An 18,318-nucleotide genomic window follows, 5' to 3' on the forward strand; every position below is an offset into this window, starting at 1 on the left:
CCGCCGCACCCAGCAGCGCCGCCACCACCAGCAGCTGCACCGCCGGCACCGCCGCGTACGGCAGCCCCGCCGCCACCGGCAGCGCGCACACCACCAGCGCGCCCAGACCCAGCGCCCCGCACCGCGCGGCCACCCGCACGCCCGGACCCCCGGCCCCGGCGGGCACCGCGGCCCCCGACACCAGCACCCCCGCCACGAGGGCCACCGCGACCACCGCCGGCCACACGGCGAGCGGACCCACCGTGGCCGGCCCCGCCGGGACCGCACCCGACCACACCTCCGGCACCCGCGCCGCCTGCACCAGCACCAGCGGCGGCACGGCCACCAGCAGACCCGCCCACATCAACCCGTCCGACGCCCACACCAGCCCGCGCCGCACCCCCTGCGGCACCACCCGAGTCGCCGGCCGCACCGCCACGGCCACCGCCGGCAGCGCCGCGCACACCACGTACCCCGTCCACACCCACGCGGCGGGCGCCACCGCGCGCAGCAGCCCGCCGCCCGCAGCCGTCCACGCCGACGCCGCCACGACCGCGCACGCCACCGCCCCGACGCCCGACACCCGCCACGCGACCGCCGTACCCAGCACAGCGCCCGCCAGCAGCAGCACGGCGGGCTCCACACCCCCCCGCAGCGACGCCTCCGCACCGGTCAGCAGGGCCGGCCCGGCGGTCAGCGCGGCCGCCACCCACGCGGACGCGCCCACCGCCGCCGAGCGCACCCGCAGCGCCAGCGCCGCATCCGCCGCACCCGTCGCCAGCAGCGCCCACGCGACCGCCTGCCCGTCGCCCCCGAGGGCCACCACCGCCAGCACCGGCGGCAGTTGCCCCGCGCAGACCGCCGCCGGCAGCGGCGCCCGCAGGCCCCGGACCAGCAGCCCGTACCCGGCCCACACCACGGCGAGCAGCGCCGCCGCCACCGCCGCGTACCCCGAAGCGCCCCACGCCCACGGCTCCGCGACGAGGTACAGCGCCAGAGCGTCGAGCAGCGTCAGCACCAGCGCCAGCGCCGCCACCGCCTCCGCCGTCGCCGACAGGCCGCGCCGCAGCAGCAGCACCGGGACACCGAGCGCCACGACCGTCACCACGCTCAGCACCGCCGTACGGCCACCGATTCCGAGCGCCCCCCAACTCACCAGCGTGAACGCCAGCGCGGCGACCGCCAGCAGCGTCCCGCCCAGCGTCAGCAGCGCCGTCCGCACACCCCGCGGCGACGCCTCACCACCCGCCCGGCCGCCCCACCCCGGGGCGTCCGGTGCCTGCGCACCCTCCACCCGCAGAACCCCCAGCAGCCACGTGCGGCGTGCCAGCAGCCACGAGCGGCGTGCGTCCAGGCGTTCCAGTTCGCGATCGATGAGCACCAGCTCCTGAGCCGGTGAAGGGAGGCTGTCCATGCCAGGCAGTGTGGGGCCCGTCACGCCCGCGCGACATGCGCGCGCCTACTCAGATCCGGGTGAGTACGCCTTCCCCGGCGCACACTTCCCCCATGGACTGGAGCCACTACCGCTTCCGCAGCGTCTGGACCCTTCCCGCCGCGCCCGACACCGTCCACGCCATCCTCGCCGCTCCCGAGGACTACCCGCGGTGGTGGCCCCCCGTGCGCGACGTGGCCGTCCACGGCGACACCGCGACCGCCCGGGTCCGCTCCGTCCTGCCGTACACCCTCACCGTGCACCTGTCCCTGACCGAGCGCCGCCGAGACGGCCCCGCGCGCGTCCTCGAAGCGGCCCTCACCGGTGACCTGGAGGGCTGGGCCCGCTGGACGCTCACCCCCCGCCGCGGCCACCGCACCCGTGCCGTCTACGAACAGGACGTCCACGCCCGCGCCCCCCTGCTCCGCCGCCTCGCCCTGCCCGGACGACCCCTCTTCCGTGCCAACCACGCCTGGATGATGCGCGCCGGCCGGCGCGGCCTCACCGCCCGGCTCCGCGCGGTTTGATCGATGCAGCCCGGGGCCTGTATGGTTCAGTGCGTTCCCGGGCGATTAGCTCAGCGGGAGAGCGCTTCGTTCACACCGAAGAGGTCACTGGTTCGAACCCAGTATCGCCCACCGACCGGAAGGCCGGCCCACGTTTCACCGGGTCGGCCTTCGGCCGTTCCCGGCCGTGCGCCGTGGACCCCGGTACCGGTACGCGATCACGCGGCCGCCGCCGACTGCTCGGGTCGCAGCGGCCACGCCGGATCCACCGCCTCCTCCGAGCCGTTCCGCGCGAACCACGCCTGCAGCCCCCGCGCCTGCGCGGCATGCCAGACCGCCTGCCGGGCGTGCAGCTCCGCCACCGACAGCTCCGCGACCCGCTCGGCGAACCGCCGCCCCACCGCCCGTACGACCTCCAGCGCGGCCGCCGCGTCCTGCGCCGCGTCATGCGCCCCGTCCAGCACCACCTCGTAGTGCGCGCACAGGTCCGTCAGCGTGCGGCGCCCCTTGCGGTACCGGTCCAGGTGCTTGTCCAGCACCCGCGGATCCAGCACGCACAGCGACACGTTCTGCAGGTACCGCCCCAGTGAGGACGCCCGGTGCCGCCGCAACTCCCGGTCCAGCAGCGTCAGATCGAAGGGGGCGTTCATCACCACCAGCGGCCGCCCCGCCGCGCACTGCTCCACGAGCAGCCGCGCTATCTCCTCCATCACCGGCGCGGGCCACCGCCCGAACCGCTGGAGGTGCCCGTCCGTCAGACCGTGGACCTCCGTCGCCGCGGCGGGCACCGGGACACCGGGGTTCACCAGCCACCGCGTCGCCCGCAGCCGGCCCCCCGGCACGTCCTGCACCACCACCGCCGCCGAGACGATCCGGTCCCGCTCGACGTCCACACCCGTCGTCTCCGTGTCGAACGCGGCCAGAGGACCCTCGTACCAGTGCGCCATAGCCCGAACTCCTCGCACATCACCGGCAGATGGACCGATCCCCTGCCGAACCGGTGATACCCGGACCGTTTGCCCCGTACGCCGTCCGGTCACAACAACCCTGAAAGAGCACGCAACTGACGCTCAGCCAGCCCGGAAGGCACAAGGAGCCATGGCGCTCGCGGCGTACCCTGACCCCGCAGACCCGGGAGGCTCAAGAGCCCGGGAACACCCCGCCACCCCCCACGCCCCACCCACCACGGCGACCGACAGCACCCCGCCCCCCGCACCGGCACCCCACGTTCCTCACGCGCGCGGCTCCCTCGCCCCCACCGCCTGCATGGAGACCCTCCAGGTGGGCTACCTCCACGCCGTCGCAGCCGCAGCAGGATGCACGCTCTCCCAACCCTTCCCCGACAACGGCATCGACTGGCACGTCAGCCACAGCGCCCCCGGTCACACCGTCGACGACGAAGTCACCATAAAGATCCAGCTCAAGGCCACGTACCAGATACCACCGCAACCCCCCGGACCTGCCTTCTCGTTCACCCTCGACAACGCCCACCTCGCCAAACTGGCCCGCACGCCCGTCGCCGTCCACAAGATCCTCGTCGTCATGCTCGTCCCCCGCACCCAGGACGACTGGCTGCGCGCCCACCACGACCGGCTCGACCTGCGCCACTGCTGCTACTGGACCAACCTCGCCGGCCACCCCGTCACCGGACGGCACCGCACCACCGTCCGCATCCCCACCTCACGGATCTTCGACGACCGGGCCCTCTGCGCGATCATGACCCGGGTCGGCGCGGGAGGGAGACCCTGATGCACCACCGGCCCACCGGACCGGCCGACCCCGACCCCCGCGTCCTCACCGCCCTCCTCCACCGGCACGGCTGGCAGCCCCACGGCAGCCGCACCGGACCCTGCACCCGCTGGACCCCGCCGCCGGGCCACACCGCAGGCCCCGTCAGCCTCCTGGTGCCCGCCGGACGTATCTTCCCCGACTCCGGCGACCTCCTCGCCGAAGCCGTCGCCGCCCTCGTCCGCTGCCCCGACCCCACCGCCCGCGACATCCTCACCGGCCTCACCACCCCCAGCGACGAGATCCGATGGACCCGCGACACCCCCCACCCCGCCGCCCATGACGCCGCACCCTGGACCGCGGACGCACACCTGCGCGCCTCCGCCCGGCAACTCCTCCTCGCCGCCGCCCTCGCCGTCCACGGACCGGCCCGCCACCACGGCGCCCGCCACCGCCGCAGCGCCCGGCGCCTCCTCGACCCCGTCCTCGTCGGCACCGCACCCGCCTCCCGCGCCCTCACCGCCTTCGTTCCCGTCGACCCCGGCCGCCCCCTCACCGAACGCCTCCACCACGCCCTCCACGCCACCCGCGACGCCGTCGACTACCAGCGCGCCACCGGCCGCGCCGACGCCTTCGACACCGCCGTCGCCGCAGGCGCCAGCCGCGAACTCACCGAAGCCCTCATCGCCCTCGTCCACGGCACCCAGGGCGCCGCCGTCACCCTCGCCTGGGCCCCCGCGCCCGGCCCTCCCCGCGACTGCGCCGCCCGCCCCGGGCCCGTCGAGTTCACCCCCGGCGACCTCCCCGCCCTGCGCCGCGCCTCCAGCCGGTACCTGAACGACGAACCCGCCGTACCGGCAAGGATCACCGGCACCGTCGTACGCCTCCGCCGCGCCGCCCCGAGCGGGCCGGGCACCGTCCGGCTCCGCGTGCTGGCCGGCGCCGACGTGGCCCACCTGCGCGTCACCCTCGACGAGGACGGCTACCGCACCGCCGTCCGCGCCCACCTCGCCGGGCTGCCCCTGCGCGTCTCCGGCCGGCTGGAGAGCCGCGGCGGCTTCCGCAGGCTCACCGGCGCCCACGGCGTCGCACCGGTGCAGGTGGACGCGGCGGAGCGGGAGCGGCTGCTCAAGGCGCACGACGAGGACTGAAGGGCCGGGGCGGAACGGTTTCGCGGAGGAGGAGCGCGGCTCGGTACCATGCCAGGACGTATCGCGCGCGCCGTGGGAACGGCCGCGCTGCCCCCCTTCAGTCAGGAGAGACCGGTGTCAGACGTCCGTGTGATCATCCAACGCGATTCCGAGCGGGAAGAGCGCGTGGTGACGACGGGCACTACGGCCGCCGACCTCTTCCCCGGCGAGCGCACCGTCGTCGCGGCCCGCGTGGACGGCGAGCTGAAGGACCTCGCGTACGAGCTGAAGGACGGCGAGACCGTCGAGGCCGTCGGGATCTCCTCCGAGGACGGCCTCGCCATCCTGCGCCACTCCACCGCGCACGTCATGGCCCAGGCCGTCCAGGAGCTCTTCCCCGAGGCCAAGCTGGGTATCGGCCCGCCGGTCAAGGACGGCTTCTACTACGACTTCGACGTCGAGAAGCCGTTCACGCCCGAGGACCTCAAGGCCATCGAGAAGAAGATGCAGGAGATCCAGAAGCGGGGCCAGCGCTTCTCCCGCCGCGTCGTCACCGACGAGGCCGCCCGCGAGGAACTGGCCGGCGAGCCGTACAAGCTGGAGCTCATCGGTCTCAAGGGCTCCGCCTCCAGCGAGGACGGCGCGGACGTCGAGGTGGGCGCCGGCGAGCTGACCATCTACGACAACCTGGACCCGAAGACCGGCGACCTGTGCTGGAAGGACCTGTGCAGGGGCCCGCACCTGCCCACCACCAGGAACATCCCGGCGTTCAAGCTCATGCGGAACGCCGCCGCCTACTGGCGCGGCAGCGAGAAGAACCCCATGCTCCAGCGGATCTACGGCACCGCCTGGCCGTCCAAGGACGAGCTGAAGGCGTACCTGGACTTCCTCGCCGAGGCCGAGAAGCGCGACCACCGCAAGCTCGGCAGCGAGCTGGACCTCTTCTCCATCCCGGAGCAGATCGGCTCCGGCCTCGCGGTCTTCCACCCGCGCGGCGGCATCATCCGCCGCGTCATGGAGGACTACTCGCGCCGCCGGCACGAGGAGGAGGGGTACGAGTTCGTCTACACCCCGCACGCGACCAAGGGGAAGCTCTTCGAGACCTCGGGTCACCTGGACTGGTACGCCGACGGCATGTACCCGCCCATGCAGCTCGACGAGGGCGTGGACTACTACCTCAAGCCCATGAACTGCCCCATGCACAACCTGGTCTTCGACGCGCGGGGCCGCTCGTACCGCGAGCTGCCCCTGAGGCTGTTCGAGTTCGGGACGGTGTACCGGTACGAGAAGTCGGGCGTCGTGCACGGTCTGACCCGCGCCCGCGGCTTCACACAGGACGACGCGCACATCTACTGCACCCGCGAGCAGATGGCCGAGGAGCTCGACAGGACGCTGACCTTCGTCCTGAACCTGCTGCGGGACTACGGTCTGACCGACTTCTACCTGGAGCTGTCGACCAAGGACGAGACGAAGTTCGTCGGCAGCGACGAGGTCTGGGAAGAGGCCACCGAGACCCTGCGCAAGGTCGCCGAGAAGCAGGGCCTGCCCCTCACCCCCGACCCGGGTGGCGCGGCCTTCTACGGCCCGAAGATCTCCGTCCAGGCGCGGGACGCCATCGGCCGCACCTGGCAGATGTCGACCATCCAGCTCGACTTCAACCTGCCGGAGCGTTTCCATCTGGAGTACACGGCGGCCGACGGCACCAAACAGCGCCCGGTCATGATCCACCGTGCGCTGTTCGGCTCCATCGAGCGGTTCTTCGCCGTGCTGCTGGAGCACTACGCGGGCGCCATGCCCCCGTGGCTGGCCCCGGTCCAGGCGGTCGGCATCCCGGTCGGCGACGCGCACGTCGCATACCTCCAGGAGTTCGCCGCCGAGGCTAAGCGGAAGGGCCTGCGGGTCGAGGTGGACGCCTCGTCGGACCGGATGCAGAAGAAGATCCGCAATCAGCAGAAGCAGAAGGTCCCGTTCATGATCATCGTCGGCGACGACGACATGAGCGCGGGCACGGTCTCCTTCCGCTACCGCGACGGTTCGCAGAAGAACGGCATTCCGCGTGACCTCGCGCTGCAGGAGCTCGTCGACGCTGTCGAGCGCCGCATTCAGGTGTGACGCTGTCCCCGTGTGAGCGGGGGTGATCCCGGCCCGGAGAAGGCCGTCGGGTGGGACGCAGTCCGGTCCCCTCACACGCGGGGGTCGTAGGGGGCGGTACCCGGCCGGGTACCGCCCCTCGGCGCATCCGCCGTCCCCGTGAGCCCATATGCTGATCCGCATGACGAATGAGCCGGAGCAGCAGATCGGAGTGGGGACGCCGGACGCGTTCCAGCGCCTGTGGACGCCCCACCGGATGGCCTACATCCAGGGCGAGAACAAGCCCACCGGCTCGGGGGCCGACGACGGCTGCCCGTTCTGCTCGATCCCGGCCAAGTCCGACGAGGACGGTCTGATCGTCGCCCGCGGCGAGAGCGTCTACGCGGTGCTGAACCTGTACCCGTACAACGGCGGGCACCTCATGATCGTCCCGTTCCGGCACGTCGCCGACTACACGGAGCTCGACGGGCCCGAGACCGCCGAGCTGGCCGAGTTCACCAAGCGGGCCATGAAGGCGCTGCGCGCCGCGTCCGGCGCGCACGGCTTCAACCTCGGGATGAACCAGGGAGACGCGGCCGGCGCCGGCATCGCCGCCCACCTCCACCAGCACATCGTCCCCCGCTGGGGCGGCGACACCAACTTCATGCCCGTCACCGCCCACACCAAGGTCCTGCCCCAGCTCCTCGCCGACACCCGGCGCATGCTCGCGGAGGCGTGGCCCGCCGTCTAGTGCTGTGACCGCATAGGTTCACCGGCTTGGCGATGCCGGCGCGCGAAACGGTGGGGGTTCCCGCCCCGTGGGATGAGTCGAGGGCCGTGAGGGGCGAGCGAAACCGGTTGCGGGTGCGGACCGGTGCCTGAGAGCGTGTGGGTTCCCGCAACTGCGACGAGGCTTGGATGACGATCTACTTCTACGGCGCGGACGAAGTCCCCTACGGCTGCTTCTCCAACTTCTCTGCGCACGACCTGGAACTCGATGGGCACATGTGGCCGACCTCGGAGCACTACTTCCAGGCCCAGAAGTTCATCGGCACCCGTCATGCCGATCTCATCCGTCGGGCTCGCACGCCGCTGCGTGCCGCCGAGTTGGGCCGGGACTCTTCCAGGCCGTTGCGGCGGGACTGGGAGCGTGTCAAGGACGACGTGATGCGCCGTGCCGTGGCGGCCAAGTTCCGAGCGCATGCGGACATCCGCGGCATCCTGTTGTCCACCGCCGACGAGGAGATCGTCGAGGACACCGGCACCGACCACTACTGGGGCCGCGGCAGGACCGGGACCGGCAAGAACATGCTGGGCCGGATCCTGATGCGCACCCGCAATCAACTCCGCGCCGAAGCCGACGGAGGTCACGGTCACTTCGGGTAGCGCACTCGGGCCGTGCTGCCCATGCCGGGGCCCGGGGACGGGCGGGGCGGTCAGGCTGCAGCGGCGCGGGAGCGTCCGCCCCAGCGGATGCCCTTCTCGCTCCGGATGCGGGCGCGTTCGCAGCGCTGGGCGGCGAGCACGTCCGGGTGGCGGGCGTTGGCGTTGCGCCAGCGCAGTGTGAGCAGGCGGGGACGGCCTCCCGCCCACCGAGGGTCCAGGCAGGCCAGGCCGATCTCGTTGAACCGGTGGATCACATCCCGCACCGTGTCCTCGTCCGCCTGCACGAGCCGGGCGATCACCGGCACCCGGTTGCCACCGGCCGACGCGAGCAGCATCATTGCCCGCCGGTAGCGCACTGTGTTCGCGCTACCCCGACGCACGATCCGCTGTAACTGCTGACCTTCATGATCGGTGAGATTGCGGATCCTGACCGGCTCTGCCGTGGCGCCCTCCGAGCTGCACGTCTCGCGACATCCAACCGGCCGAGGGCGCGCCGGCGCCACCCCGGTGAACGTTGTCAGTCACAGCACTAGGCCCGGCCCCCGGCCGCGTCGGTCCTCGACCCCCCGGCCTCACGCGTCGTACACGTCGGCCTTCTTCGGGGCCGGGTCCGCGGAGAAGCTGCTGCCCGCCATCGAGCTGGTGTCCACGCCGTGCTCCTCCAGCATCTTCACGGTCGCCGCGTGGACCGCGCGCATCACCGGAGTCGCCGCGCGGATGGCGTCGTCGGCCATGAACCGGTGCTTCCACGGGGCTTCCGCCCACACGTGGCGCAGACCGAAGGGCTCGGGCAGCACCAGCTTCCCGCCGAGGAAGTCCAGGACCGGCGGGAACCACGTCAGGGGGGCGCGCACCGCCAGCCGGACGACCTCGTTCGTCTCGATCAGGGGGAGCTTGACCTCCTTGGTCTCCCAGAACCGGAACGTCTTCGGGACGGACTTCGACCTGCCCGCCGGCTTGTCGAAGAAGAGCCCGTGGACGGGACCGAGGGCGTGGCCGGAGACCTCGATGCGGAGGGTGTGCAGCAGCGCCGTGACGGTGACCAGCATCGTCAGGACGAGCTGGCCGTCCCATAGGACGAACTGGACGCCCAGATAGTGGCGGTTGCCCTTGCCGAACTGGTTCTCGTTGCAGACCCGCTGGATCTCGTGCGGTTTGACCTGGAAGGCGACGACGTCCTCGCCGTCGGGCCGGGACACCGCCTTCGCCCCGTCGCCCACGGGGACCACGATCCAGTGGTTGACCGAAGGGACCGGGAAGCCGCTCTTGAGCGAGCCGCGTTCCAGGAGCTTCAGCTGGTCGTGGATGGGGCGTATGACGTCCCAGGTGCGGAAGGCGTGGATCTCCTTGCCGTCGCGGGGCTTCAGTTCCTCCGCGAGGTGCCAGCCGCCCCAGCGGGTGCCCATGCCGAGTATGCCCCGGGGGCCGGCGTAGAAGACGACGTTGGAGCGCTGCTCCGCGGTGAGCTTCTCCAGGTTCTGGCGGAGCTCCTCGGCAGCCGTCTCGCCGGGGTTGCGGGGCACCGCCTCGGGGATCTTCGCGGCGACGCCGCCGCCGCTGAGGAGGCCGTCCCAGCGGGCGCGCAGGTCCTTCGCGGTCTTCTCGCAGACGTGCTTCGCGAGGTACCAGCCGATCACCGGGGCGATGACCATGGCGCGCACGTACAGCGACCAGAAGCCGGTGACGGGGAGCTTGACCAGGACGAGCACGGCCAGGATCCCGGCGCCGATCAGGAGGGCGGTGCTGAGGGCCCCGGCCTTCTTGCCGTCCGCGCCGGACATGCTGCGGCGGAGCTGGAAGACGACCAGCCACAGCAGGAGCCCGGGGAGGAAGGCGACGCCGCACAGCAGGGTGATGAGGGTGAGGCGGGTGTCGCGCTGCTTGCGGATGCGGTTCGCGGCCAGGCAGTGCTCGACGACGGGCTGCGGCTCGGTGCCGAAGGACTGGATGACGGGTGCGCGGCCGCCGCCGAGCATGCGCACGGTCACGGCGCGGCAGAACGCCTCGCCGAGGTTGGGTTCGAAGAGGCTGAACTTGCCCTTCTTGACGGTGGATTCGTACCAGTCGTTGTTGGCCTTGAGGATGTCCTCGACCGGGCTGTCGCGGTAGGCGGCGGACGCCAGGGCGTTGGTGGCCACCGTCTGCGCTGCCGAGCCCTGGAGCGGGACCTGTGCCCCGGGGCCGAATCCGTCCATTGTCACTGCCGCCCCCATCGACGCCTGTGCCGCCACCGCTGCCCTTGCCTGCCGTGCTCCGCCTTGCGGCCTTCCCAACTCGGTGGCGGCGCACACCTGGTGAGCTGGGCGCTCCAGCCTATCGGGGACACGGGCCGCGCGGCAGGGCGCTTCCCGGCACATGCGGCGCAGCCGGTCGTACCGCCCTCCGCGGGCGGCACGACCGGCTGCGTGCGGTCAGGAGGCGGCGTCGGCGCGCACCTTCTCGGCGAGGTGCGGGGGCATGGCCTCGTGGCGTGCGTAGGTGCGGTGGAAGCGGCCGGTGCCGTGGGACAGGGAGCGCAGGTCGATGGCGTACCGGTCGATCTCCGACTCGGGGACGTCGGCGCGGACGAGCGTCCTGCCGGGGGCGGCCTGCTCGGTGCCGACGACCCGGCCGCGGCGGCCCGACAGGTCGCTCATCACGGGCCCGACGTACTCGTCGGGGATGAGAACCTGCACGTCCGCGACGGGTTCCAGCAGGCGGATGGCGGTGTCGGCGGCGGCTTCGCGCAGGGCCAGGGCGCCGGCGGTCTGGAAGGCGGCGTCCGAGGAGTCCACGGAGTGGGCCTTGCCGTCGAGCAGGGTGACGCGGACGTCGACGAGGGGGTAGCCGGCGGTGACGCCACGGGCGGCCTGGGCGCGCACGCCCTTCTCGACGGAGGAGATGAACTGGCGGGGGACGGCGCCGCCGACGACCTTGTCGACGAACTCGATGCCGGAGCCCTGGGGGAGGGGTTCGACCTCGATCTCGCAGATGGCGTACTGGCCGTGGCCGCCGGACTGCTTGACGTGGCGGCCGCGCGCCGAGGCCCTGCCGCCGAAGGTCTCGCGGAGGGCGACCTTGTGGGGGACGGCGTCGACGTGGACGCCGTAGCGGCTGCGCAGCCGTTCCAGGGCGACCTCCACATGGGCTTCGCCGAGGCACCAGAGGACGACCTGCCGGGTGTCCTGGTTCTGTTCGAGCCGCATGGTCGGGTCCTCGGCGGCGAGCCGGGCCAGCCCCTGGGAGAGCTTGTCCTCGTCGGCCTTGCTGTGGGCCCGGATGGCGACGGGCAGCAGCGGGTCGGGCATGGCCCAGGGTTCCATGAGGAGCGGGTCGTCCTTGGCGGACAGGGTGTCCCCGGTCTCGGCGCGGGTGAGTTTGGCGACGCACGCGAGGTCGCCCGCGACGCACTGGCCGAGAGGGCGCTGCTGCTTGCCGAAGGGGGCGAAGAGCGCGCCGACGCGCTCGTCGACGTCGTGGTCCTCGTGCCCCCGGTCGGTGAGCCCGTGCCCGGACACGTGGACCGTGTCGTCGGGGCGCAGGGTGCCGGAGAAGACGCGGACGAGCGAGATGCGGCCGACGTACGGGTCGGAGGTCGTCTTGACGACCTCGGCGGCCAGCGGGCCCGCGGGGTCGCAGGTGAGGGCCGGACGCGGCCGGCCGTCGGGGGTGGTGACCTCGGGGACCGGGTGTTCGAGGGGGGTGGGGAAGCCGCGGACGATGAGGTCGAGGAGTTCGACGGTGCCGAGGCCGTGGGGGGTGCCCGGGGCGGCGGGGGCGGCGGCGAGCACCGGGTGGAAGGTGCCCCGGGCCACGGCCTTCTCCAGGTCGTCGACGAGGGTCTTCAGGTCGATGTCCTCACCGCCGAGGTAGCGGTCCATGAGGGACTCGTCCTCGCTCTCGGCGATGATGCCTTCGATGAGGCGGTTGCGCGCCTCCTGGAGGAGCGGGGCCTGTGCCTCGTCCGGGAGGTTCTCCTGCCGTTCCCCGGTGGAGTAGTCGAAGATCTTCTGGGTGAGGAGCCCGACGAGCCCGGTGGCGGGCGCGTGTCCGTCGGGGGCCTCGGGGCCGAGGACGGGAAGGTAGAGGGGGAGTACGGCGTCGGGGTCGTCGCCGCCGAAGATCTCGGCGCAGATGCGGGTGAGCTGCTCGAAGTCGGTGCGGGCGGTGTCGAGGTGGGTCACGACGATGGCCCGGGGCATGCCGACGGCGGCGCACTCCTCCCAGAGGAGGCGGGTGGACCCGGCGACGGCGTCGGCTTCCTGCGCCGCGGAGACCACGAACAGCGCGGCGTCGGCGGCGCGCAGTCCGGCGCGGAGCTCCCCGACGAAGTCGGCGTACCCGGGGGCGTCCAGCAGGTTGATCTTGCAGCCGTCCCAGGTGAGGGGCACGAGGGAGAGCTGGACGGAGCGCTGCTGGCGGTGCTCGATGTCGTCGTGGTCGGAGATGCTGGTGCCGTCCTCGACGCGTCCGGCGCGGTTGACGGCGCCGGCGGTGAGGGCGAGCGCCTCGACGAGGGTGGTCTTGCCGGAGCCGCTGTGGCCGACCAGTACCACGTTCCTGAGGGATGAGGGCTGGTCGACCGTCGGAGCCCTGCCGGCGGCCCCGGGGTTGGTGTTCGCCTTGTCGCCCATGGTTCTTCCTCCCGATCGCTGCTGGACGGTGAGGTGGGGGGCGCGGGCGCGGGGGAGCGGTGCGGGTGCGGTCCCGGGCGCGGCGGGCACGGGTCCGGCCCGGTCGGGCAGCTCCGGCGGTGCCCGCGGTCGTCCTTCGAGCTTTCCACTGTGTCGGGTCCGCGTCCATACGGCGGACACCTCGCGCGGCCGCGTCCGGCCGGGGTGTCGTGCGGGTGCCCGGCGGTGCCGCGGTGCGGTGCCTGGCTACGATGGGCCCGCCGGTGGCCGTGGGGGCCGCCCGGCACCTCCGGACCCTCGGGAAGGCCATGCTGAACAAGTACGCGCGTGCATTCTTCACGCGTGTTCTCACGCCGTTCGCCGCGTTTCTGCTCCGCCGTGGGGTGAGCCCCGACGCGGTGACGCTCGTCGGGACGGCGGGTGTCGTGGCGGGGGCGCTGGTGTTCTTCCCGCGGGGGGAGTTCTTCTGGGGCACGATCGTGATCACGCTGTTCGTGTTCTCGGACCTCGTGGACGGGAACATGGCACGGCAGGCGGGGGTGTCCAGCCGCTGGGGCGCCTTCCTCGACTCGACGCTGGACCGGGTCGCGGACGGCGCGATCTTCGGCGGGTTCGCGCTGTGGTACGCGGGGGGCGGGAACGACGACGTGCTGTGCGCGGTGTCGATCTTCTGCCTAGCGAGCGGCCAGGTGGTCTCGTACACCAAGGCGCGCGGCGAGTCGATCGGGCTGCCGGTGGCGGTGAACGGGCTGGTGGAGCGGGCCGAGCGGCTGGTCGTGTCGCTGGTCGCGGCGGGTCTGGCGGGCCTGCACGCCTTCGGTGTGCCGGGCGTCGACGTGCTGCTGCCGGTCGCGCTGTGGTTGGTGGCCGTCGGCAGCCTGGTGACGTTGGGGCAGCGGATGGTCACGGTACGGCGTGAGGCGGCGGAGGCGGACGCCGCGGACAATGGAGGGACGCAGAGGGGGAGCGAGGCCACACCATGAGCCGTGTGAGCGAGCGGTTGACGGACGGGTTGTACGGACTGGGCTGGGGCGCGGTGAAGAAGCTGCCCGAGCCGGCCGCGGCGGGCCTCGGGCGGCGGATCGCCGACAGCGCGTGGAAGCGGCGCGGTGCGGGGGTGCGGCGGCTGGAGGCCAACTTGGCGCGGGTCGTGCCGGACGCCGGCCCGGCGCGGCTCGCGGAACTGTCGCGGGCCGGCATGCGCTCGTACATGCGCTACTGGATGGAGTCGTTCCGGCTGCCTGTGTGGAGCCGGGAGCGGGTGGCGGACTCCTTCTGCCCCAAGGACCTCCACCACCTGACGGACGGCCTGGAGTCCGGGCGCGGTGTGGTGCTCGCCCTGCCCCACCTGGCGAACTGGGACCTGGCGGGCGTGTGGGTCACGCGCGCACTCGGCGTGCCGTTCACGACGGTCGCCGAGCGGCTGAAGCCGGAGTCGCTGTACGACCGGTTCGTGGCGTACCGGGAGTCGCTCGGCATGGAGGTGCTGCCGCACACGGGCGGCGCGGCGTTCGGGACGCTGGCGCGGCGGCTGCGCTCCGGCGGCCTCGTGTGCCTGGTCGCGGACCGCGACCTGTCGGCGTCGGGCGTGGAGGTCGACTTCTTCGGGGAGCGGGCGCGGATGCCCGCGGGGCCGGCGCTGCTGGCCCAGCAGACGGGGGCGCTGCTGCTGCCGGTGACCCTGTGGTACGACGACTCGCCGGTGATGCGGGGGCGGGTGCACCCGCCCGTCGAGGTGCCGGAGTCAGGCAGCCGGGTGGAGAAGACGTCTGTCATGACGCAGGCGCTGGCGGACGCGTTCGCCGGCGGTATCGCCGATCACCCGGAGGACTGGCACATGCTGCAGCGGCTGTGGCTCGCGGACCTGGACCCGGCGAAGGCGCCGCGCGGCGCGGAGGGGCGGCAGCCGTGAGGATCGGCATCGTCTGCCCGTACGCGTGGGACGTGCCGGGCGGCGTCCAGTACCACATCCGGGACCTGGCCGAGGACCTGATCCGGCGGGGGCACGAGGTGTCGGTGCTGGCCCCGGCGGACGACGAGACGCCGCTGCCGCCGTACGCGGTCTCTGCGGGGCGCGCGGTCCCCGTGCCGTACAACGGGTCGGTGGCGCGGCTGAACTTCGGGTTCCTGTCGGCGGCGCGGGTGCGGCGGTGGCTGCACGAGGGCACGTTCGACGTGATCCACATCCACGAGCCGATGTCCCCGTCGCTGGGGCTGCTCGCGTGCTGGGCGGCCGAGGGACCCATCGTGGCGACGTTCCACACCTCCAACCCCAGGTCGCGGGCGATGATCGCGGCCTACCCGATCCTGCAGCCGGCGCTGGAGAAGATCAGCGCGCGGATCGCGGTGAGCGAGTATGCCCGGCGCACCCTGGTCGAGCACCTCGGCGGGGACGCGGTGGTCATCCCGAACGGCGTGGACGTGGACTTCTTCGCCCGGGCCGAGCCCAAGGAAGCGTGGCAGGGCGGGACGCTGGGCTTCATCGGCCGGATCGACGAACCCCGCAAGGGGCTGCCCGTGCTGATGCGGGCCCTGCCGAAGATCTTCGCGGCCCGCCCGGAGGCCCGGCTGCTGGTGGCGGGGCGCGGCGACGAGAAGGAGGCCGTGGCCACGCTGCCGCCGGAGTACCGCGACCGGGTCGAGTTCCTCGGCATGGTCAGCGACGAGGACAAGGCCCGGTTGCTGCGCAGCGTCGACGTGTACGTGGCACCGAACACGGGCGGCGAGAGCTTCGGGATCATCCTGGTGGAGGCCCTGTCCGCGGGCGCACCGGTGCTGGCCAGCGACCTGGACGCGTTCGCGCAGGTGCTCGACGGGGGTGCCGCGGGCGAGCTGTTCGCCAACGAGGACGCGGACGCGCTCGCGGACGCCGCGGTCCGGCTGCTGGGCGACCCGGCCCGGCGCGAGGAACTGCGCACGCGGGGCAGGGCGCACGTGCGGCGCTTCGACTGGTCGACGGTGGGCGCGGACGTCCTCGCGGTGTACGAGACGGTGACGGACGGGGCGGCCTCGGTGGCGGCAGACGAGCGGACGACCGGGCTCAGGGCCCGCTGGGGGCTCGTGCGGGAGTGACGGGCGGCCGCGCGGCCCTCCCGGTGACGGGCGCGGCCGCTGCGGACCTCCCCGCGGTAGGCGGCCGGCCGTGGCGCCTCCCCAGGTCTCCTTGCCTGCTCAGGCTTCCGTGCCCCGATCCGACCACCCGCCCTGGCCGGCTGTCCGCCCAGGCCCCCGTCCCCTGTGGTGTCCTGGCCGGCAGGTCGACCGCCCCCCGCCGGCGGTGCGTGGCGCGTGGCGAAGGCGACTGCCGCCTCCGGTGCCGGGAAGGCGCTGCCCGGCCCTTCGTAGCCGAAGGGGAACACCACGTGCGGCGGTCCGCCGCAGACGATCAGCGGAAGGCCGTCGTGGCCGTCCGCGCCCCAGGGCGGCCCGCTGCGCAGGAAGCGCAGGGTGCCGTGGGGGAAGCAGGGGTAGAGGGCGCACGCCCTCGGCTCGACGTGGGCGGCCGCGGCGACGGCGGCCACCTCGTCGTACGCGGCGCCGCGGGTGCGCGGCTTGCGCTCCAGGAGCCACTGCCAGGCGGTGGGGACGTCGGGGGCTTCGGGCACCGAGCCGTGACCGGCTGCGGGGCCCGCGCGAAACAAGCGATGCGGTCACCGCGGGCCCACGCGCCGCCGCCCTCCTCGGCGCGACCGCCCCGCGGGGCGGAACAGCGGGGCACCCGCGGGACGGCGCCGTGCGGGCGGGGCGCACGCCGGCACCCGGGTAGCCTGTCGGTCCGTGTGGACCACCCTGATCTGGATCGCCGTCGCCCTCGTCGCGATCGGCCTGTACCTGAGCTGGACCGCAGGACGCCTCGACCGCCTGCACGCCCGGCTCGACGCGGCCCGGGCCGCGCTCGACGCGCAGCTGCTGCGGCGGGCGTCGGTGGCGCAGGAGGTGGCCACCTCCGGAATGCTGGACCCGGCGGCGTCGATCGTGCTCTACCAGGCCGCGCACGCCGCCCGGCAGGCCGAGGAGGAGCAGCGGGAGGTCGCCGAGAGCGAGCTCAGCCAGGCATTGCGCGCGGTCTTCGGCGAACCGGAGCAGGTGGAGGCCGTGCGGCGAGTGCCGGGAGGCGAGGAGGCGGCCGGCGAGCTGGCCGCCGCGGTCCGCCGGGTGCCCATGGCGCGGCGCTTCCACAACGACGCGGTGCGCGCGGCGCGGGCGCTGCGCAGGCACCGGAAGGTGCGCTGGTTCCGGCTGGCGGGGCACGCCCCGTTCCCCCTGGCGTTCGAGATGGACGACGAGCCGCCGCACGCCCTGGCCGACCGCGCCGCCCAGGGGTGACCGCCGGGGCGTCGGCCCCGCGGGCCGCCTCGGCCCGGTGGTGCGCCTGGTTCCAGCGGTGCTGCCGGGCGGTGCCGCGTAGGCCCTCACCTGGCACTTCCCGCAAAACGAGCCACCGGCTCACCATTGGCCCTTGATGTGGACCGGTCCCGCCCTGTTTGCTCGCTGTGTTGTCTGGGGCCCCGAACCGTCGGGACCCCGCCCCGTTTTCCGAGTGAGGTCCTCCGTGTCCACCACGCCCACCACCCCGCAGTCCACCGAGTCCCCGGCGACTGGCACCGCGCGCGTCAAGCGCGGCATGGCCGAGCAGCTCAAGGGCGGCGTGATCATGGACGTCGTCACGCCGGAGCAGGCCAAGATCGCCGAGGACGCCGGCGCCGTCGCCGTCATGGCGCTGGAGCGCGTGCCCGCCGACATCCGCAAGGACGGCGGCGTCGCCCGCATGTCCGACCCGGACATGATCGAGGGCATCATCAACGCCGTCTCCATCCCGGTCATGGCCAAGTCCCGCATCGGCCACTTCGTCGAGGCGCAGGTCCTGCAGTCCCTGGGTGTCGACTACATCGACGAGTCCGAGGTGCTCACCCCGGCCGACGAGGTCAACCACTCCGACAAGTGGGCCTTCACCACCCCCTTCGTCTGCGGCGCCACCAACCTGGGCGAGGCCCTGCGCCGCATCGCCGAGGGCGCGGCCATGATCCGCTCCAAGGGCGAGGCCGGCACCGGCAACGTCGTCGAGGCCGTCCGTCACCTGCGCCAGATCAAGAACGAGATCGCCAGGCTGCGCGGCTTCGACAACAACGAGCTGTACGCCGCCGCCAAGGAGCTGCGCGCCCCGTACGAGCTCGTCAAGGAGGTCGCCGAGCTCGGCAAGCTGCCGGTCGTCCTCTTCTCCGCCGGCGGTGTGGCCACCCCGGCCGACGCCGCGCTGATGCGCCAGCTGGGCGCCGAGGGCGTCTTCGTCGGCTCCGGCATCTTCAAGTCCGGCGACCCGGCCAAGCGCGCCGCCGCCATCGTGAAGGCCACCACCTTCTACGACGACCCGAAGATCATCGCGGACGCGTCCCGCAACCTCGGCGAGGCCATGGTCGGCATCAACTGCGACACCCTGCCCGAGGCCGAGCGCTACGCGAACCGGGGCTGGTAAG

Annotated in this window: 14 protein-coding genes, 1 tRNA gene and 3 pseudogenes; 12 read left to right on the forward strand and 6 right to left on the reverse strand. The window is 73.2% G+C overall.

The window, feature by feature from the left end:
- A pseudogene (locus BJP40_RS29010) lies at window positions 1-1,393 on the reverse strand (hypothetical protein); the annotation flags it as partial.
- A gap of 92 nt (window positions 1,394-1,485) precedes the next feature.
- Here BJP40_RS29010 and BJP40_RS29015 point away from each other — a divergent pair.
- Together BJP40_RS29015 and BJP40_RS29020 are read left to right on the forward strand one after the other, a co-directional pair.
- Window positions 1,486-1,938: an SRPBCC family protein gene (locus BJP40_RS29015; protein ID WP_071283507.1), complete on the forward strand. Its 453-nt coding sequence runs from the start codon at window positions 1,486-1,488 to the stop codon at window positions 1,936-1,938.
- A 39-nt stretch (window positions 1,939-1,977) separates the two neighbouring features.
- A tRNA-Val gene (locus BJP40_RS29020) sits at window positions 1,978-2,049 on the forward strand.
- An 86-nt stretch (window positions 2,050-2,135) separates the two neighbouring features.
- Here BJP40_RS29020 and BJP40_RS29025 read toward each other — a convergent pair.
- Window positions 2,136-2,864, reverse strand: coding sequence for a 3'-5' exonuclease (locus BJP40_RS29025; RefSeq protein ID WP_071272156.1), 729 nt, complete (start codon window positions 2,862-2,864; stop codon window positions 2,136-2,138).
- A 319-nt stretch (window positions 2,865-3,183) separates the two neighbouring features.
- Between BJP40_RS29025 and BJP40_RS29030 the strand changes: the two genes are divergently transcribed.
- The 5 genes from BJP40_RS29030 to BJP40_RS29050 all read left to right on the forward strand — a co-directional run bounded on the left by BJP40_RS29030 (window position 3,184) and on the right by BJP40_RS29050 (window position 8,231).
- Window positions 3,184-3,666 (forward strand): DUF4365 domain-containing protein, encoded by a 483-nt coding sequence (locus tag BJP40_RS29030; protein ID WP_071274376.1) that lies wholly within the window; start codon window positions 3,184-3,186, stop codon window positions 3,664-3,666.
- Window positions 3,666-4,796 (forward strand): hypothetical protein, encoded by a 1,131-nt coding sequence (locus BJP40_RS29035; protein ID WP_107416895.1) that lies wholly within the window; start codon window positions 3,666-3,668, stop codon window positions 4,794-4,796. Before BJP40_RS29030 ends, BJP40_RS29035 begins: the two co-directional genes overlap by 1 nt.
- 114 nt (window positions 4,797-4,910) lie before the next feature.
- Window positions 4,911-6,887, forward strand: a complete 1,977-nt coding sequence (gene thrS / locus BJP40_RS29040; RefSeq protein ID WP_071283513.1) for a threonine--tRNA ligase — start codon at window positions 4,911-4,913, stop codon at window positions 6,885-6,887.
- Window positions 6,888-7,035: 148 nt separating this feature from the next.
- Window positions 7,036-7,596, forward strand: coding sequence for an HIT domain-containing protein (locus BJP40_RS29045; protein ID WP_071269029.1), 561 nt, complete (start codon window positions 7,036-7,038; stop codon window positions 7,594-7,596).
- A gap of 167 nt (window positions 7,597-7,763) precedes the next feature.
- Entirely contained in the window at window positions 7,764-8,231 is a 468-nt protein-coding gene (locus BJP40_RS29050) for an NADAR family protein (protein WP_071283516.1), read from the forward strand.
- Between the two features lie 179 nt (window positions 8,232-8,410).
- Here the strand turns inward: BJP40_RS29050 and BJP40_RS32460 are convergent.
- From BJP40_RS32460 to BJP40_RS29065, 3 genes and pseudogenes are all read right to left on the reverse strand, one after another.
- Window positions 8,411-8,614, reverse strand: a pseudogene (locus BJP40_RS32460) (helix-turn-helix domain-containing protein); the annotation flags it as partial.
- Window positions 8,615-8,803: 189 nt separating this feature from the next.
- Window positions 8,804-10,426, reverse strand: coding sequence for a hypothetical protein (locus BJP40_RS29060; protein ID WP_175499929.1), 1,623 nt, complete (start codon window positions 10,424-10,426; stop codon window positions 8,804-8,806).
- Between the two features lie 216 nt (window positions 10,427-10,642).
- Window positions 10,643-12,844 (reverse strand): elongation factor G-like protein EF-G2, encoded by a 2,202-nt coding sequence (locus tag BJP40_RS29065; RefSeq protein ID WP_071283522.1) that lies wholly within the window; start codon window positions 12,842-12,844, stop codon window positions 10,643-10,645.
- Window positions 12,845-13,095: 251 nt separating this feature from the next.
- Here BJP40_RS29065 and pgsA point away from each other — a divergent pair, with 251 nt between their 5' ends.
- Genes pgsA through BJP40_RS29080 form a run of 3 tightly spaced genes read left to right on the forward strand, consistent with a single transcriptional unit; the run spans window position 13,096 to window position 15,916 of the window.
- A complete protein-coding gene (pgsA, locus tag BJP40_RS29070) occupies window positions 13,096-13,827 on the forward strand; it encodes a phosphatidylinositol phosphate synthase (RefSeq protein ID WP_071267398.1) in 732 nt (243 codons plus the stop codon).
- On the forward strand, window positions 13,824-14,756 hold the full coding sequence (locus BJP40_RS29075) for a phosphatidylinositol mannoside acyltransferase (RefSeq protein WP_071283525.1): 933 nt from the start codon (window positions 13,824-13,826) through the stop codon (window positions 14,754-14,756). Before pgsA ends, BJP40_RS29075 begins: the two co-directional genes overlap by 4 nt.
- Window positions 14,753-15,916: a glycosyltransferase family 4 protein gene (locus BJP40_RS29080; RefSeq protein WP_071283528.1), complete on the forward strand. Its 1,164-nt coding sequence runs from the start codon at window positions 14,753-14,755 to the stop codon at window positions 15,914-15,916. Before BJP40_RS29075 ends, BJP40_RS29080 begins: the two co-directional genes overlap by 4 nt.
- Window positions 15,917-16,128: 212 nt before the next feature.
- Here the strand turns inward: BJP40_RS29080 and BJP40_RS36435 are convergent.
- Window positions 16,129-16,449: pseudogene (locus BJP40_RS36435) on the reverse strand (DUF6193 family natural product biosynthesis protein); the annotation flags it as partial.
- A 172-nt stretch (window positions 16,450-16,621) separates the two neighbouring features.
- On the opposite strand from BJP40_RS36435, the gene BJP40_RS29085 reads away from it, so the two are divergent.
- A complete protein-coding gene (locus BJP40_RS29085) occupies window positions 16,622-17,170 on the forward strand; it encodes a hypothetical protein (RefSeq protein ID WP_071267393.1) in 549 nt (182 codons plus the stop codon).
- A gap of 226 nt (window positions 17,171-17,396) precedes the next feature.
- Window positions 17,397-18,317, forward strand: coding sequence for a pyridoxal 5'-phosphate synthase lyase subunit PdxS (gene pdxS, locus BJP40_RS29090; protein ID WP_071267391.1), 921 nt, complete (start codon window positions 17,397-17,399; stop codon window positions 18,315-18,317).
- Window position 18,318 lies beyond the last annotated feature (1 nt).

It is taken from the genome of Streptomyces sp. CC53 (assembly GCF_001865245.1).
In the GTDB taxonomy this organism is placed as follows: domain Bacteria; phylum Actinomycetota; class Actinomycetes; order Streptomycetales; family Streptomycetaceae; genus Streptomyces.

Bases quoted from the DNA above. Each gene is read 5' to 3' on its own strand.
- BJP40_RS29015 (WP_071283507.1), top strand. From the start codon at position 1,486: ATGGACTGGAGCCACTACCGCTTCCGCAGCGTCTGGACCCTTCCCGCC.
- BJP40_RS29025 (WP_071272156.1), bottom strand. From the start codon at position 2,864: ATGGCGCACTGGTACGAGGGTCCTCTGGCCGCGTTCGACACGGAGACG.
- BJP40_RS29030 (WP_071274376.1), top strand. From the start codon at position 3,184: ATGGAGACCCTCCAGGTGGGCTACCTCCACGCCGTCGCAGCCGCAGCA.
- BJP40_RS29035 (WP_107416895.1), top strand. From the start codon at position 3,666: ATGCACCACCGGCCCACCGGACCGGCCGACCCCGACCCCCGCGTCCTC.
- BJP40_RS29045 (WP_071269029.1), top strand. From the start codon at position 7,036: ATGCTGATCCGCATGACGAATGAGCCGGAGCAGCAGATCGGAGTGGGG.
- BJP40_RS29050 (WP_071283516.1), top strand. From the start codon at position 7,764: ATGACGATCTACTTCTACGGCGCGGACGAAGTCCCCTACGGCTGCTTC.
- BJP40_RS29060 (WP_175499929.1), bottom strand. From the start codon at position 10,426: ATGGACGGATTCGGCCCCGGGGCACAGGTCCCGCTCCAGGGCTCGGCA.
- BJP40_RS29065 (WP_071283522.1), bottom strand. From the start codon at position 12,844: ATGGGCGACAAGGCGAACACCAACCCCGGGGCCGCCGGCAGGGCTCCG.
- pgsA (WP_071267398.1), top strand. From the start codon at position 13,096: ATGGGCCCGCCGGTGGCCGTGGGGGCCGCCCGGCACCTCCGGACCCTC.
- BJP40_RS29075 (WP_071283525.1), top strand. From the start codon at position 13,824: ATGAGCCGTGTGAGCGAGCGGTTGACGGACGGGTTGTACGGACTGGGC.